The 14,552-nt window shown below is 64.6% G+C and carries 13 protein-coding genes; 6 read left to right on the top strand and 7 right to left on the bottom strand.

What is annotated here, in order from left to right; all coding sequences use genetic code 11:
• Positions 1–548: 548 nt before the first annotated feature.
• Complete coding sequence (locus tag V1288_RS13490; protein ID WP_334357496.1) at positions 549–1,673, top strand: DUF2336 domain-containing protein; 1,125 nt, start codon at positions 549–551, stop codon at positions 1,671–1,673.
• Between the two features lie 91 nt (positions 1,674–1,764).
• Here V1288_RS13490 and V1288_RS13485 read toward each other — a convergent pair whose 3' ends face one another.
• From V1288_RS13485 to cobS, 4 genes are all read right to left on the bottom strand, one after another.
• Positions 1,765–2,877, bottom strand: coding sequence for an NADH:flavin oxidoreductase/NADH oxidase (locus tag V1288_RS13485; RefSeq protein ID WP_334357495.1), 1,113 nt, complete (start codon positions 2,875–2,877; stop codon positions 1,765–1,767).
• A 127-nt stretch (positions 2,878–3,004) separates the two neighbouring features.
• Positions 3,005–4,072 (bottom strand): esterase-like activity of phytase family protein, encoded by a 1,068-nt coding sequence (locus V1288_RS13480; protein WP_334357494.1) that lies wholly within the window; start codon positions 4,070–4,072, stop codon positions 3,005–3,007.
• A 4-nt stretch (positions 4,073–4,076) separates the two neighbouring features.
• The gene (gene cobT, locus V1288_RS13475) at positions 4,077–5,984 is read right to left on the bottom strand and encodes a cobaltochelatase subunit CobT (protein ID WP_334357493.1); all 1,908 of its coding nucleotides are present in this window, start codon (positions 5,982–5,984) and stop codon (positions 4,077–4,079) included.
• 133 nt (positions 5,985–6,117) lie between these two features.
• Entirely contained in the window at positions 6,118–7,116 is a 999-nt protein-coding gene (gene cobS / locus V1288_RS13470) for a cobaltochelatase subunit CobS (RefSeq protein WP_334357492.1), read from the bottom strand.
• A gap of 303 nt (positions 7,117–7,419) precedes the next feature.
• Between cobS and V1288_RS13465 the strand changes: the two genes are divergently transcribed.
• Positions 7,420–8,079, top strand: a complete 660-nt coding sequence (locus V1288_RS13465) for a DedA family protein (RefSeq protein WP_334357491.1) — start codon at positions 7,420–7,422, stop codon at positions 8,077–8,079.
• Here V1288_RS13465 and V1288_RS13460 read toward each other — a convergent pair.
• On the bottom strand, positions 8,037–9,254 hold the full coding sequence (locus tag V1288_RS13460; RefSeq protein ID WP_334357490.1) for a citrate synthase family protein: 1,218 nt from the start codon (positions 9,252–9,254) through the stop codon (positions 8,037–8,039). The two genes, V1288_RS13465 and V1288_RS13460, sit on opposite strands and share 43 nt — an antisense overlap.
• Positions 9,255–9,333: 79 nt before the next feature.
• Here V1288_RS13460 and V1288_RS13455 point away from each other — a divergent pair, with 79 nt between their 5' ends.
• Positions 9,334–10,425 carry a citrate synthase/methylcitrate synthase gene (locus V1288_RS13455; protein ID WP_334357489.1) on the top strand — a complete coding sequence of 364 codons (1,092 nt, stop codon included), beginning with the start codon at positions 9,334–9,336 and terminating at the stop codon, positions 10,423–10,425.
• Positions 10,426–10,453: 28 nt separating this feature from the next.
• Here the strand turns inward: V1288_RS13455 and V1288_RS13450 are convergent, their stop codons facing one another.
• Complete coding sequence (locus V1288_RS13450) at positions 10,454–11,101, bottom strand: J domain-containing protein (RefSeq protein WP_334357488.1); 648 nt, start codon at positions 11,099–11,101, stop codon at positions 10,454–10,456.
• 109 nt (positions 11,102–11,210) lie between these two features.
• On the opposite strand from V1288_RS13450, the gene V1288_RS13445 reads away from it, so the two are divergent.
• The 3 genes from V1288_RS13445 to pyrF all read left to right on the top strand — a co-directional run bounded on the left by V1288_RS13445 (position 11,211) and on the right by pyrF (position 13,166).
• Positions 11,211–11,489, top strand: coding sequence for a BolA family protein (locus V1288_RS13445; RefSeq protein WP_334357487.1), 279 nt, complete (start codon positions 11,211–11,213; stop codon positions 11,487–11,489).
• Positions 11,490–11,655: 166 nt separating this feature from the next.
• Entirely contained in the window at positions 11,656–12,099 is a 444-nt protein-coding gene (locus tag V1288_RS13440) for a hypothetical protein (RefSeq protein ID WP_334357486.1), read from the top strand.
• Positions 12,100–12,263: 164 nt separating this feature from the next.
• Positions 12,264–13,166 carry an orotidine-5'-phosphate decarboxylase gene (gene pyrF / locus V1288_RS13435; protein ID WP_334357485.1) on the top strand — a complete coding sequence of 301 codons (903 nt, stop codon included), beginning with the start codon at positions 12,264–12,266 and terminating at the stop codon, positions 13,164–13,166.
• Positions 13,167–13,169: 3 nt separating this feature from the next.
• Here the strand turns inward: pyrF and V1288_RS13430 are convergent, their stop codons facing one another.
• Positions 13,170–14,522 (bottom strand): hemolysin family protein, encoded by a 1,353-nt coding sequence (locus V1288_RS13430; RefSeq protein ID WP_334357484.1) that lies wholly within the window; start codon positions 14,520–14,522, stop codon positions 13,170–13,172.
• Between the last annotated feature and the right edge of the window lie 30 nt (positions 14,523–14,552).

Below are 14,552 nucleotides of genomic sequence, written 5' to 3'. Positions count from 1 at the left end.
GCGGAGGTTTTGAGAAATCCAACCGGGTTTCGCCAAGCCTTCAATCCGCCGGCGATGGAGGCAAAAGGAATTCGTCTCCAGGGAGAGCGCGGTATAAGCCGTAAAACCACTGCGCAGGGAATGCCGGCGTGCCCCGGCTGTACCTGTATGCTCGTGTGCGCACTTCTACCTACATTGCACACGAGACCGCGGGTGCAGCAAGCACCCGGCATTCCCTGCGCCCTCTCGTTTTGGGGGTGAAGAATTTGAGCAAAGCTCGGGCGCAATTCGCGCCGCGAGAATGCGAAACTGTATCCGCGTCATTGCGAGGAACGAAGTGACGAAGCAATCCATTCTTTCTGTGTGCCGCAGCATGGATTGCTTCGCTTCGCTCGCAATGACGTAGATGGGCCGCGGCAGACCACTCGGCCACTGGCCGACCACCCCCCGCAATCTTGCCGCCCCATTCCAGCCCACGCGCGACCCAAATGGTTTACGGATCGTTCAACTCTCAACCCTATTCTCGACGCTCTGCTGCCAGAACTGGCTTCAACCGCTCAGGACGAGCGATGCTGGAACGATCAATCACTGAGGAGGTCGAGGCGGCCATCAAGGCCGGCTCGACGGAAAAACATCTGGATACGCTGAGACAGGTCACCGACCTGTTTCTCGAGTCCGCCGACGGCTATTCCGGCGAGCAGATCGAGCTGTTCGGCGACGTGCTGGAACGGCTGATCCGGACCATCGAGCTGCGCGCGCTGGCCGATGTTTCCGCGCGCATTGCGCTCGCCGAAATGAGCACGCAGTTCGCCTCGATCAAGCAGGCGCCGGCCGCCGTGGTCCGCCGCCTCGCGCACAATGACGAGATTTCGATCGCGCGGCCCGTGTTGACCGAATCGGCGCGGCTGTCGGCCGAGGATCTGGTCGAGTTGGCCGAGAGCAAGGGCGAGCAGCATCTGCTGGCGATCTCCGGGCGCTGGTGGCTGACCGAGGTCGTCACCGACGCGCTGTTGAAGCGGCATTACCCTTCCGTCAGCCTGCGGCTGGTCACCAATCCCGGCGCGCGGATGTCGGCCTCGGGCTATGCCATCGTGCTGAAGCAGGCGGAAAGCGATCCTCATCTGGCGGTCGAGACCGGCATTCGCGTCGACCTGCCGGCCGAGCAGCGCAACGAGCTATTGAAGAGCGCCACCGAAGCCGTGCGCACCCGGCTGTTGTCGCGCGCGCCGCCGCATCTGTTCGAGGAAATCCGGAACGCGATCGCGGCTGCTTCTGCCGGCGCCAACCGCGAAATGTCGCGCACGCGCGATTTCACTGCGGCCCGTCGCTTCGTCGCAGCGCTCGCCAAGCACGGCAAGCTCAACGAGCCGGCGCTGTTGGCGTTCGCGAAAGCGCGGAAATACGCCGAGACGGTTGCAGCGCTGGCCGAGTTGTCAGGCTCGAGCCTCGAGGTGATCCGCCCCGTCATGCAGAGCCTGCGCGACGACGGCGTGCTGATCCCCTGCCGCGTCGCCGGCTTGAACTGGGAAACCGTCGCCGCCGTGCTCGACAGCCGCTTCGCCTCCGGCAGCATCGGCCGCCATGAATTGTCGAAAGCCAAAGAGCAATACGCCAGACTGACGGTCGAAAACGCCCGCCGCCTCCTGAAATTCTGGCAAGTCCGCGCCGCCGATGCACCGCCGAAGCCGCATTGAGGGACGAGTCATTCCGGGGCGATGCGAAGCATCGAACCCGGAAGCTCGAGATTCCGGGTCTGGTGCTGGCGCACCATCCCGGAATGACAAGCTACCGCGTCCCGAACGTGGTGGCACCGAACAGCGCCTTCTGGGTCGAGGGCTGCGAGCGCCAGTATTGCGGCGGGGCGAACACTTCGCCGCCGAGTTCGGCCGCCGCATGCCAGCCCCAGCGCGGGTCGTAGAGCATGGCGCGCGCCAGCGCGACCATGTCGGCCTTGCCGGAGGCGATGATCTCCTCGGCCTGCCTGGCTTCCGTGATCAGGCCGACGGCGATGGTGGGAAGGCCGGTCGCCTCGCGGATCGCCTGCGCGAACGGCACCTGGTAGCCGGGGCCGAGCGGAATTTTTTGCAAGGGCGACACGCCGCCCGAGGACGCGTCGATCCAGTCGACGCCGCGGCCCTTCAAGGCCTGCGCAAATTGAAGCGTCTGCTCAATATCCCAGCCGCCCTCGACCCAGTCGGTGCAGGAGACGCGAATGCCGACCGGCTTCTCGGCCGGGAACGCATCGCGCACCGCGTCGAACACTTCGAGCGGAAAGCGCATGCGATTTGGCAACGAGCCGCCATATTGATCGGTGCGCCGGTTGGCGATCGGCGACAGGAATTGATGCAGCAGATAGCCGTGCGCGGAGTGCAGCTCGATGGCGTCGATGCCGAGCCGCTCGGCGCGCCTGGCCGCCGCGACGAAGGCCTCGCGAACGCGCTTCAGTCCCGCCGCGTCGAACGCCACAGGCGGCGGCTCGCTCTCCTTGTGCGGGATCGCCGAGGGCCCCTCCGCCCGCCAGCCGCCCTCAGACGCCGGGATCAGTTGCCCACCGTCCCACGGCGTGTGGCTCGAGGCCTTGCGGCCGGCATGCGCGAGCTGGATCATCACCTTGGCCTTCGAGCGCTTGCGCACCGAGGCGAGAATGGGCTTCAGCGCGGCCTCGGTGGCGTCGTTATAGAGGCCGAGGCAGCCCGGCGTGATGCGGCCGGTCGCCTCCACCGCGGTGGCCTCGATGCAGAAGATCGCAGCCCCCGACAGCGCCAGCGAGTTGATGTGGGTGAAGTGCCAGTCATTGGCCTCGCCGTTGACGGACGAGTACTGGCACATCGGCGCCACCATGATGCGGTTGGCAAGGTCAAGGCCGCGCAGCTTGATCGGGGTAAACAAAGCGCTCATGGGCTAAGGGATCCGGACCGGAGGGAAAGCGACCCCTCAATGTCTAGCGAGCCGCTCGGCGCCGCTCAACCCGCGCCGGCTGCAACCCTGCCGGGCGATTCATCGTTGGCCATGCCGCCCGAGACCGTCACTCCACCAGCGTGAATTGCAGCAGCAGATTGCGCTGGATCATCGAAAAATTATCGTCGGAAACCAGCGTCAGCACGGTGTCGCCCTCCGGCGTGACGTGGGCGTCGATGCCCTCCATGTTGTCGATCTCGTGGCCGAGATCGGCCTCGAAGATCGAAGGCCCGTCGATGACAGCGCCGGGGACGATGGAGGCGAGCGCAAAGCGGCGGATGCGGATGCCGACCCCGCCGAGCCATGAGAATTTGCGCTCCAGCAGCAACAGCCCGCCGGACGGCAGCAGCACCGCATCGCTGACATCGAAATTGTCGGTGCGGCGAATGCTGAACAGCCCCAGCGTCTTGCCGATCAGGAAGCCCGTGATGTTGCCCTGCGCGTCGAGCCCGCGTTCGGAGATCGCGATCAGCGTTCCCGCCAGCGGCAAGCCCTTCGGCGCCACCACAAGCGCCTCGATTCCCTTGTTGTAGGGCAGCTTGCGCACGCCCAGCGGCAACTGAATCAATTCGCCATGCGCGCGCGTAAATCCCTTGGCGAAGTCGAAGCGCAGTATCTGATTGACGCGCTCGAGGCCGACATAGACCAGCGAGCCGTCGAGCGCGAGCGCCTCGGTATCGAACCAGCCGCGCGAGGTGATCGGCTTGCCGTCGGGACCGAGCATCGGCGAGGCCTCGACGTCGTCGAGCCCGGTCATCTCGCGGCCCTTGTAGACAATGCGCCCCGTGAACCAGCCTCCCTTGTCGCTGATCGCGACGAAGCGTTCGCCCTTGGTGTCGAGCCGCAGGCCGGACAATCCGCCGAAGCCGCGAAACCGCGAGGTCAGAATGAGCCCGCTGCGATATTCGAGCTCGCCAAACCGCAGGCGCGAGCGGTCGCGGGTGTCGAACGAGGGCAGCGGCCGGGCATTGACCTCGATCGAGACCGGCGTGGTGACGGAGAATTCGTCGGGAACGGTCTTCTTCGGGGGCCGCTGAACGGCCGTTTGCGCCAGCGCCGCCCCAGACGCGGCCGCCACCGAAAGCCCCGCCGCCACATATTTCAGAAGGCGGCGACGGCCTATGAGCGGACGCATGCTCTCACGAATGCAGGCGGCGCGGCCGGTGGTGGCCCGTGGTGGCGGGCGCGGCGCCTTGGGTCTCGCTGAACAATTCGGCGAGTTTTTCGGTGATGGCGCCGCCGAGCTCCTCGGCATCGACGATGGTGACGGCGCGGCGGTAATAGCGCGTGACATCGTGACCGATGCCGATCGCGATCAGTTCGACCGGCGAACGAGTCTCGATCTCCTCGATGATGTAGCGCAGGTGCCGCTCAAGATAGTTGCCGGGATTGACCGACAACGTGGAATCGTCGACCGGCGCACCGTCCGAAATCATCATCAGGATCTTGCGCTGTTCGGCCCGGCCCAAGAGCCGCTTGTGCGCCCAATCCAGCGCTTCGCCGTCGATGTTCTCCTTCAACAGGCCCTCGCGCATCATCAGGCCGAGATTCTTGCGCGAGCGCCGCCAGGGCGCATCGGCAGACTTGTAGATGATGTGGCGCAGATCGTTCAGCCGTCCGGGATTGGCCGGCTTGCCGGCGGCGAGCCACGCCTCGCGGGACTGCCCGCCCTTCCAGGCGCGGGTGGTGAAGCCCAGAATCTCGACCTTGACGCCGCAACGCTCCAGCGTGCGCGCGAGAATATCGGCACAGGTTGCCGCCACCGTGATCGGGCGGCCGCGCATCGAACCGGAATTGTCCAGGAGCAGCGTCACCACGGTGTCGCGGAACGTCGCTTCCTTCTCGTGCATGAAGGACAGCGGATGATAGGGATCGGTGACCACGCGCGACAGCCGCGCCGGATCGAGGATGCCTTCCTCGAGGTCGAACTCCCAGGCGCGGTTCTGCTGCGCCATCAGGCGGCGCTGCAGCCGGTTGGCGAGCCGCGCCACGATGCCCTGCAAATGCGCGAGCTGCTTGTCGAGGTAGCTGCGCAAGCGCTCCAGCTCGTCATGGTCGCAGAGATCCTCGGCGGCGATCACCTCGTCGAACTTCGGCGCGAAGGCGTGATATTCCGGCCCGCGCGGCTCGTTGGCGTGGCGGGTATTCGGCCGCGTCGCCTCGCCCGGCGTCTCGTCGTCGCCGAGCTCGCCGTCGTCGAATGTATCTGACGTGGAGGCCTGCGCGCTCTCCATCGCGCTCTCAGACATTTCGTCGGTGGACGCCTGCGCCTGGTCAGCGCTCATTTCCTGCGCCGCGTCGGAATCGGGCGAGCCCTCGGCGCCGGACTGGTCGCTCTCGCCGTCCTGATTCTCGTCGTCGTTCTCGTCATCATCGGCGTCGGCATCGCGGTCGTCGCCGAGATCGAGCGCCGACAGCAGGTCGTGCACGAGATCGCCGAACTTCGCCTGGTCTTCGGTGACGCGGCTGAGCTTGTCGAGCCGGGCGCCGATCTTGTCTTCCAGAACCGGCCGCCAGAGATCGACCATCTTCTTGGCAGCGGTGGGCGGCGCGAGCCCCGTCAGCCGTTCGCGCACCAGCATCGCCAGCGCGTCCGACAGCGGCGCATCGGCGCGGTCAGTGATTTCGTCGTATTTGCCGCGGTGGAAATGATCGTCGAGCATCGCGGTGAGGTTTTTCGCAACGCCTGACATCCGCCGCGACCCGATCGCCTCGACGCGCGCCTGCTCCACCGCCTCGAACACGCCGCGGGCTTGCGGATTTCCCGGCATCAGCTTGCGGTGCACCTTGGGATCGTGACAGGCGAGCTTGAGCGCGATCGAGTCGGAGTGACCGCGCACGATCGCCGCATCCCGCTTGGTCATCTTGCGGGCGGGCTCCGGCAACCGCGCCTTGCCCGGCGCCAAACCCGGGCGCTCGGCGGCAAACGTTACTTCCAGTTCCGGCGCCCTTGCGATGGCACGCAGGCACGAGGTCACCGCGCGCTTGAACGGCTCGGTCGGAGCTTCCTTGGATCCGGTACGGAATTTGGAGTTCGACGTCGTCATTACCACCTCACCGCCGTCGTCCCTGCGAAAGCAGGGACAGATAACCACCGGCGATCATTGTGTTCAAACTCTGGCTCCGTCGCACTACTGAGACGTCACGGCGCATGGGTCCCTGCGTTCGCAGGGACGACAACTAGCTGAGCGCCACGTTGACCGCCGATTCCGGCAGCTCCGCGTTGAAGCAGCGCTGATAGAATTCGGCCACCAGCGGCCGTTCCAGTTCGTCGCACTTGTTGAGAAAGGTGACGCGGAACGCAAAGCCGATATCGCCGAAGATCTCGGAATTCTCGGCCCAGGTGATCACCGTGCGCGGGCTCATCACCGTCGACAGATCGCCGTTGGCGAAGGCGTTGCGCGTGAGGTCGGCGAGACGCACCATCTTGTTGACGATGTCGCGACCTTCCTGGGTGCGGTAGTGGTGCGCCTTGGAAAGCACGATCTCGACTTCCTCGTCATGCGCCAGATAGTTCAGCGTGGTGACGATCGACCAGCGGTCCATCTGGCCCTGGTTGATCTGCTGGGTGCCATGATAGAGGCCCGAGGTATCGCCGAGGCCGACCGTGTTGGCGGTCGAGAACAGGCGGAACGCCGGATGCGGCTTGATCACCTTGTTCTGGTCCAGCAGCGTCAGGCGGCCGGAAACTTCCAGCACGCGCTGAATCACGAACATCACGTCGGGGCGGCCGGCGTCATATTCGTCGAACACCAGCGCGATATTGTGCTGCAGCGCCCAAGGCAGAATACCGTCGCGGAATTCGGTGACCTGCTTGCCGTCCTTGACGACGATCGAGTCCTTGCCGACGAGGTCGATACGGCTGATGTGGCTGTCGAGGTTGACGCGCACGCAGGGCCAGTTCAGCCGTGCGGCGACCTGCTCGATGTGGGTCGATTTACCGGTGCCGTGATAGCCGGTGACCATGACGCGGCGGTTCTTGGCGAAACCGGCGAGGATCGCGAGCGTGGTGGCGCGGTCGAAGCGATAATCCGAATCGACTTCCGGCACGTGCGGGTCGACTTCGGCATAGGCCGGCACTTCGAGATCGCTATCGATACCGAAAACCTGCCGGACCGACACCTTCATGTCGGGCAAGCCGGCGGGCTCCGTAACTTTGCTCATGGCGGCGGTCGTCATCAATCCTCCGAGGTCCCGGGCGTTCCCGAAACCAGATCTGTTGAATGGCTGCGGATGGGGGCTAATACAAACCTAGCAGAGAGCAAGGGCCGGCAGAAGCCCGCGGCGCAATCAAAGTTCCATTGCCTTATCATTGAGATAGGTCGTGTATCAGGTTTTTGGAGGGCTGCCCTGCGAATCACGCCGCACTTTTGCCGGCTTGATCACGCTGCCGGGCTCAAAACCGGAGATCCGCGGCACTTCCAGCTCCCGTCCGGGCTTGGTAGCTGAGTTCAGGCGGCCCACCTACCGGACAGTACGATTGTGACTTCATTCCTCGATCCCGTCATTGCGTTGGTTTCGGCCCATCCATGGCTGGCCTACGTGACGCTATTTCTCGCGGCCCTGCTGGAGGCGATCCCGGTGGTGGGGGCGCTGGTGCCGGGCTCGACCATCATCCTGGCCCTGAGCGCGCTGGTGCCCGGCGGCGAACTGAAACTGTGGGGCGTGCTGGCGGCGGCGATCGGCGGCGCCGTGCTCGGCGATGGCTCGGCGTTCTGGACCGGCCATCGCTCGCAACGCGAAATTCTGGGCGCCTGGCCGATGTCGAGATATCCGGCCGTGATGGCGCAGAGCGAGGCGTTCTTCCACCGCTGGGGAACGCTGGCTGTGCTGTTCGCCCGCTTCGTGCCGCCGATCCGCGCCTTTGTGCCGGTGACGGCGGGTGCGCTCGGGATGCCGCCGATGGTTTTCTTCGGCGTCAATATTCCCGCCGTACTCGCCTGGGCTTTGGCGCATGTGCTGCCGGGCGTGCTCGCGATCTCGGCATTGCATGAATATGCCGGCCTGCCGCACCACCAGCACACCGGCAAACACCTATGGATAGTGGCCGTGTTCGCATCGGCGATCATCGCGCTCGGCGTCTGGAAGCTGCGCCGCCGTCAGGCCCGGACCGGGCTCCGTCCCGGCGCAGGGCCGACATAGCGGGCGCGGGGCCGGATCAGCCGGCCGTGCCGCAATTGCTCGCAGGCATGCGCGATCCATCCGACGGTTCGCGCCATGGAAAACACCACCAGTTCATGGCCGGGCGGCAGGCCGAGCGTGTGCACGAGCACCGCGAGGGCATAATCGATATTGACGAACTCGCCGGTCGCCTCCGCGATGCGCTCCGGAATTTCGTGGGTAAGCTTGCGGTCAGCGCCAGAGCGCGCCAGCGCTTCCAATAGCGCCCGCGCGCGGGGATCGCCATGCTTGTAGACGCCGTGGCCGAAGCCCGCGAAGCGTTCGCCGAGCGCGACGCGCTCGCGGATGACGGGGGCGACCTCGCCATTGGCGAGCGTCTTCAGAAGCTGCGCCGCCAGCACGCCGGCGCCGCCGTGCTTGGGGCCCTTCAGCGCGACGAGGCCGGCGATAACAGCGTCGTAGAGATTCAAGCCGGTCGAAGCCGCGCAGCGCACGGTGAAGGTCGAGGCGTTCAATTCATGATCCGCCAACAGCACCAGCGCGCGGCGGATCAGATCGGCGGCGTGCTTGTGCTCCGGCGCCCAGACGCGTGCGATCTGCAGATGCAGCGGCTTTGCCGACGACTTTGCGTTCAGCATGGTCGCGACCACCAGCCGCATGATGCGTCCGCCGAGCATGGCGCGGCCTTCGGGCGCGCGGGTGAACGCGCGCGGATCGGCGCTCGCCGCCAGCGCCAGCACAGCGATCGTCCGATCGATCGCATTGGCCCCGCGTGTAGCCTCAGCCACGGCGCGCATTTCGTTCGACACAACCGGGCAATTATCCTGTTCGAAGGGATCGACGCCGGTGACGTCCCATAGCAGCGTCGCGGCATGTTCGAGCGTGTCGCGCTCGGCGAGGTCGACACAGTTGACGCCGCGGTAGATCGGCCCGTCCTCGGTGATGGTCGCGACCGCCGAATCCATGACAGGCAGATCGGCGTCGAAGCTGCGCAGGCCCCGTGGCTCCGGCGACGGCGTCCGCCGTTCCTTCAGCGTGCGGACGTCCTCGGCCCGGTAGCGGTGGCTGCGCGAATCCTGCGACGGCTCCGAGCGGATCAGCCCGCGGCTGACATAGGCGTAGAGCGTTGCCTGCGAGATCGCGAGTTCGGCGGAGGCCTCGCGGGCCGAAAGGTAAAGGCCGGAGGATTTTTTCATATTGATTTACATAATCAAGATTGATCAATCTGTCGAGGGACCCGACCTTTGCTGGCGACAAGGACAAAGGAGAGCCTTCATGAATATGCAGCTTTCGAAGACCCCGATCGGCCTGGACGGGATTCCCGCCGCCGAAACCGTGCTCAGCCATGTCGATGGCGAGCGCGGCGAACTGATCATCGCCGGCGAGAGGGTCGGCGATCTCGCCCGCAAGACCGGCTTTGAGGGTGTAACCGCCCGGCTTTGGAGCGGCGGAACCGGCCAGCCGGTCGGCGAAGCCGCCGTGCGCGCCGCCCTCGGTACGGGTCGCGAACGCGCCTTCGCCCGGCTGCCGGACCTGCTCGGCATCACGCGCGGCCTATCGATCGTCGACGGATTCCGCGCGGCAGTCGCGGGGCTGCGTGCGGAAGCGGGGCTGGCGCACGAGGCCACGATCGTCGGCGCGTTTCCGGTCATCGCCGGCGCCCTGGTTCAGCGCATGAGGGGTAACGACCCCGTCGCACCCGATCCAACGGCGAGCCATGCCGCCGACACGCTGTCGATGATGCTCGGCCGCAATCCCGACGCGCGGGAAGCCGCGGCACTCGACGCCTATTTCGTCACCGTGTGCGATCACGGCATGAACGCGTCGACCTTCACGACGCGCGTGGTGGCCTCAACGCAGGCGGATTTGTTCGCAGCCGTCACCGCCGGCTATTGCGCGCTGATCGGGCCGCTGCATGGCGGCGCGCCTGAACCGGTGCTGGAAATGCTGGACGCAATCGGCTCCACCGAGCGCATCAAGCCGTGGGTCGACAGCGCGCTGGCCCGCGGCGAGCGGCTGATGGGATTCGGCCACCGCGTCTATCGCGTCCGCGATCCCCGCGCCGACGTATTGAAGGGCGCGATCGAGCGGCTTGCCGGTGACGGCACCGATCTGCCGTTCGCGAGTGAGGTCGAGGCCTATATCCGCAGCGCGTTGCGAAAAAAGAATCCGGATCGGCCGCTCGACACCAATGTGGAGTTCTTCACGGCGATCCTGCTCGACGCGCTGAAAATCCCGCGGCAGGCGTTTACACCGATCTTTGCCGTGGCCCGCGCCGCCGGCTGGACCGCACACGCCCGCGAGCAGCAGCGTGGTGGCAGGCTGATCCGGCCGAGTTCGGCCTATATCGGGGCGATGCCGGGGTAACTGCGCTCCATCCGAGCTACAGGACGAGCTACGCGCCGCGCACGACCGTCTTCAGATAATTATACGCCTTGATGATCTCGATCAGGCGGTCCTCGGTGGAGCGGTCGCCACCATTGGCGTCGGGGTGGTGCTGCTTGACCAGCGCTTTGTACTTGGCCTTGACGTCCTCAAGGGTCGCTTCGGCGGAAAGCCCCATCACCTGCAGCGCCTTGCGCTCGGCGTTCATGACTTTCCGGGTTTCTGTCTTGGCTTGCGCGCCCGGGCCGGGCCGCCAGCGGCCACGGCCGTTGAGCTCGGAGAACATGCTGAACGGATCGGCGGCGCCCTCGAGATCCTCGGCAGCCTGCTTGCCCTTCTTGCCGGCGGTGTTGGCGCCCATCTTCCAGGTCGGGCGGTGGCCGGTCAGCGCATCCTTCTGATAGCGCGCGACGGCATCGGCATTCATGCCCTGGAAGAAATTGTACGACTGGTTGTATTCGCGCACATGGTTGAGACAAAAGTGCCAGTACTCCCGCGAATTCTCCCGGCCCTTGGGCGCGCGGTGCGGCCCCTTGTTCTGGCAACCCGCCCATTCGCACATGGCGGCTTCCTCGCGCGCCTGCGCCTGCTGCTTCGCGCTCAGCTTGTTGGGCTTGATGCGAATGGAATCGAAGAACTTTGATGAATCAATCGGCATGGCTGACTTTGACTACGCAATGCCCGCGGCTTCAAGTCTTGACATTGCGAATCCCTCTCTTCGACGGCGCCATTGACGGAAAGCTGATGCAGAATTATCTGCCGTCATCATGAGCACCAAAGACGCTATCATAAACAAGTTGCGTGAAGCTTTCTTGCCGGAAAGCCTCGACGTTGCGGACGAATCTCATCTGCATGAAGGCCATGCCGGCCACAGGCCGGGCGGCGAGACGCATTTCAGGGTTTATATCGTATCTCCGGCCTTCGAAGGGAAGAGCCGGGTCGAACGCCATCGCATGGTAAATGCGACGCTTGCAGTGGAACTCAAGGGGTCCGTCCATGCGCTGGCCATCAAGGCGCAGGCGCCGGGAGAAACCGCCAGCCGGTAATTGGCAACCCCGCCGCAAGGTGTCCGCCAGCTTCCTGTGTAGATCGGCAGGGACGGTAGAACCGTTTCCGCAACTGTGAGACAATTGCCGCCGCGATGGATGAGGTTCCGTTCGGACGCTGGGTCGGGCTGACCCCGATGCCATCGCAGGTCGATGGGGTCGTCCGATGCGATATTGGGCACGCTTCAGATGGGCCGTCGCCGTGGCACTGCTGGTTGCGGCCTCCTCGATCAAGGCGCACGCGCTGGATATGCCGAGCTCCTTTGTCCAGGAAGTGCTGATCAAGAGCATTCTGGTGACGCTCAACGACGCGGTGGCTTCGGATAATTTCACGGTTCTGCACGCCAAGATTTCAAAGCCGTTCCGCGATCAGTTTCCGCCCGACAAGCTGCGGACCGTTTTCAAGGACCTGGTCGAGAAGCACGCCGTGTTCGACGCGATCGTCGCGAGCCCGGTCATTCCCGAGGAGGAAGCCAAAATCGACGAGAAGGGCGTACTGCGCCTCAAGGGCCGTTTCGACACGAGCCCCAAGAAGGTGAAGTACCAGCTCGGGTTCATCCCCTCCGACGGCCAGTGGAAACTCAGCGGCATCACCATCGATATCGAATGATCAGCGCTGTTGGGAGGCGCGCGGACGGCGTGGCCACAAAGGGATGCCGCCCCGGAGGCAATCAACGGTGTGAAACTCGAACTTCATGCCAGATTGCCGACCGGAAATGCTATTCGATCTCCAGAATCAAGCGATGACGGCGTCTTTTCCCGGGAAGGCAAGAGATGGAATCTCCTTCATGGATTGAGTTGGTCGAAAGAAACGTTGCGAGGTTTGGCGACCTCGTCGCCGGCATCGATCCCTCGCTTTCCGACATTCCCGAGTTTTTCGGCCACGACGGCACGTGGATCGAGCGGTTCGTCAATTTCATGATCGAATCGATCGAAGGACGCGTCGGCTTCGTCAAATTTCAGTCGGCCTATTTTGAAGCATGTGGACTGACGGGCCTGACGGCGCTCTCTGCCGGGATCAGGAAAGCAAGGGCGGCGGGCATCGGTGTCATTCTCGACGCCAAACGAGGCGATATTGGCGCGACCGCCGCAGCCTATGCCCGCGCCTATCTGACTCCCGCGTCGGCCGGCGGTAGCGGCGACTTTGAAGCCGACTGCCTGACCGTCAATCCCTTGATGGGGCCGGATACGCTTGAACCCTTCGTGGAATGCGCGAACCGCTTCGGCAAGGGCCTGTTCGTGCTCTGCCGAACGTCCAATCCCGGAGCGGGCTGGCTTCAGGACAAGATGACGGGCAATCGCCTTGTTTCTGATCGCCTCGCCGATCTCATTGCCGTAATGGGGGCCAATGCCAACAATGATTCCCGGCTGAATGCCGTGGGCGCCGTGGTAGGCGCGACGGTGCCGCACGAAGGCCGGCGCCTGCGGCAATTGCTGCCCCGCTCGATCATCCTGGCGCCGGGTCTTGGCGCGCAGGGTGGAGATGCTGCGGCCATTCACTCGTTGCGCGGCGACACGCCAGGCGACCTGCTGATTCCGGTATCACGCGGCTTGACGCTGGTACGGGATCGCTCAAGGTCCGCCGAAGACTATCGGCAACTCATCATCGGCAGGATCGACGACTTCAAGGCGGCGGTCGCCTATGACTATCTCGGCAATCGCGCCATCCCGGCTTAACGCTCAGAACGCCGTCCCCGCCCGCTTCGGCTTCGGATCCTCGCCGTCGGCTTCGCGCGGCAGCGGCGTGATCTTGAGCGCCGTGATGCGGTTGCGCTCGCGGCGCAGCACACGGAAGCGGCAGCCGTGGAAGGTGAAACTCTGGCCACGCTCGGGGATCGAGCGCGCCTCGTGAATCACCAGCCCGGCGACCGTGGTTGCCTCCTCGTCCGGCAGGTGCCAATTCATCGCGCGGTTGAGATCACGGATCGGCACCGAGCCGTCGACCACCACGGAGCCGTCAGCCTGGACGCGGACGCCGGCCACGACGACATCATGCTCGTCGGAAATATCGCCGACGATCTCTTCCAGAACGTCTTCCAGCGTCACCATGCCTTCGACCTCGCCATATTCGTCGACGACGAGCGCGAAGTGGGTCTTGCGGCGGCGAAACGCCTTCAATTGTTCGGACAAGGGCCGCATCTCCGGCACGAACCAGGGCGGCAGCATGATCGCCGAAACATTGATGTGCGAGGTGTCGCCTTCGGACGCGCGGATCGCGCGCAGCAAATCCTTGGCGTGCAGCACGCCGATGATGTTCTCCGGCTTGTCGCGCCATAATGGGATGCGAGTGTATTCGGTGGCCAGCACCTCGCCCACCAGTTCGTCCGGCGGCAGATCGGCATTGATCATCACCATCGCCGTGCGATGAACCATGACGTCGGACACGGCCAGGTCGCCAAAGCGGAAGACATTTTGAATGTATTCGGCTTCACCGCTTTCGATCCCGCCGTGCTCGGCCGATTCCTCCACCAGCCCCTCGATCTCGGAATCGGTGAGGATTTCATGCTGAGAGGATTCCTTGACGCCGAGCAGGCGCAAGATCCCGCGGGAGGCGGTGTTGAGCAGCCAGTTCAGCGGCCAGAACACCAGATAGGACAGATGCAGCGGATAGGCGATCCATTGAGACACCGGCATCGGCTCCCGGATCGCCAGCGTCTTCGGCACCTGCTCGCCGATCACGATGTGCAGCGAGGAGAACACCAGGAACCCGGTCAGAAACGACACGAAGTGCAGAGTGCGTTCTGACATGCCGATTGGCACGAGCAGCGGCTCGAGCAGCGCCGAAACGGTGGGTTCGCCGACCCAACCGAGGCCGAGCGAGGCCATGGTGATACCGAGCTGGCAGCAGGCGAGATAGGCCTCGATATTGCCCATCATGCTGTGCAGCAGGCGCGCGCCGAAACGATCCTGCTCGACCATCGCCCTGATGCGAAACCCGCGGCTCTTGACCAGCGCAAACTCGGCGGCCACGTAAAACGCGTTGGCCGCGAGCAGTAGAATCGCGAGCAGCAGATTAAACGCAGTCGAACTCATATATGCCTCGTGACGGCCCCGGCCCCGCGC

It is taken from the genome of Bradyrhizobium sp. AZCC 2176 (assembly GCF_036924645.1).
Classification (GTDB): Bacteria; Pseudomonadota; Alphaproteobacteria; order Rhizobiales; family Xanthobacteraceae; genus Bradyrhizobium.
The sequence above is the reverse complement of the archived record's forward strand: the minus strand, read 5'-3'. Positions and strand labels throughout refer to the sequence as shown.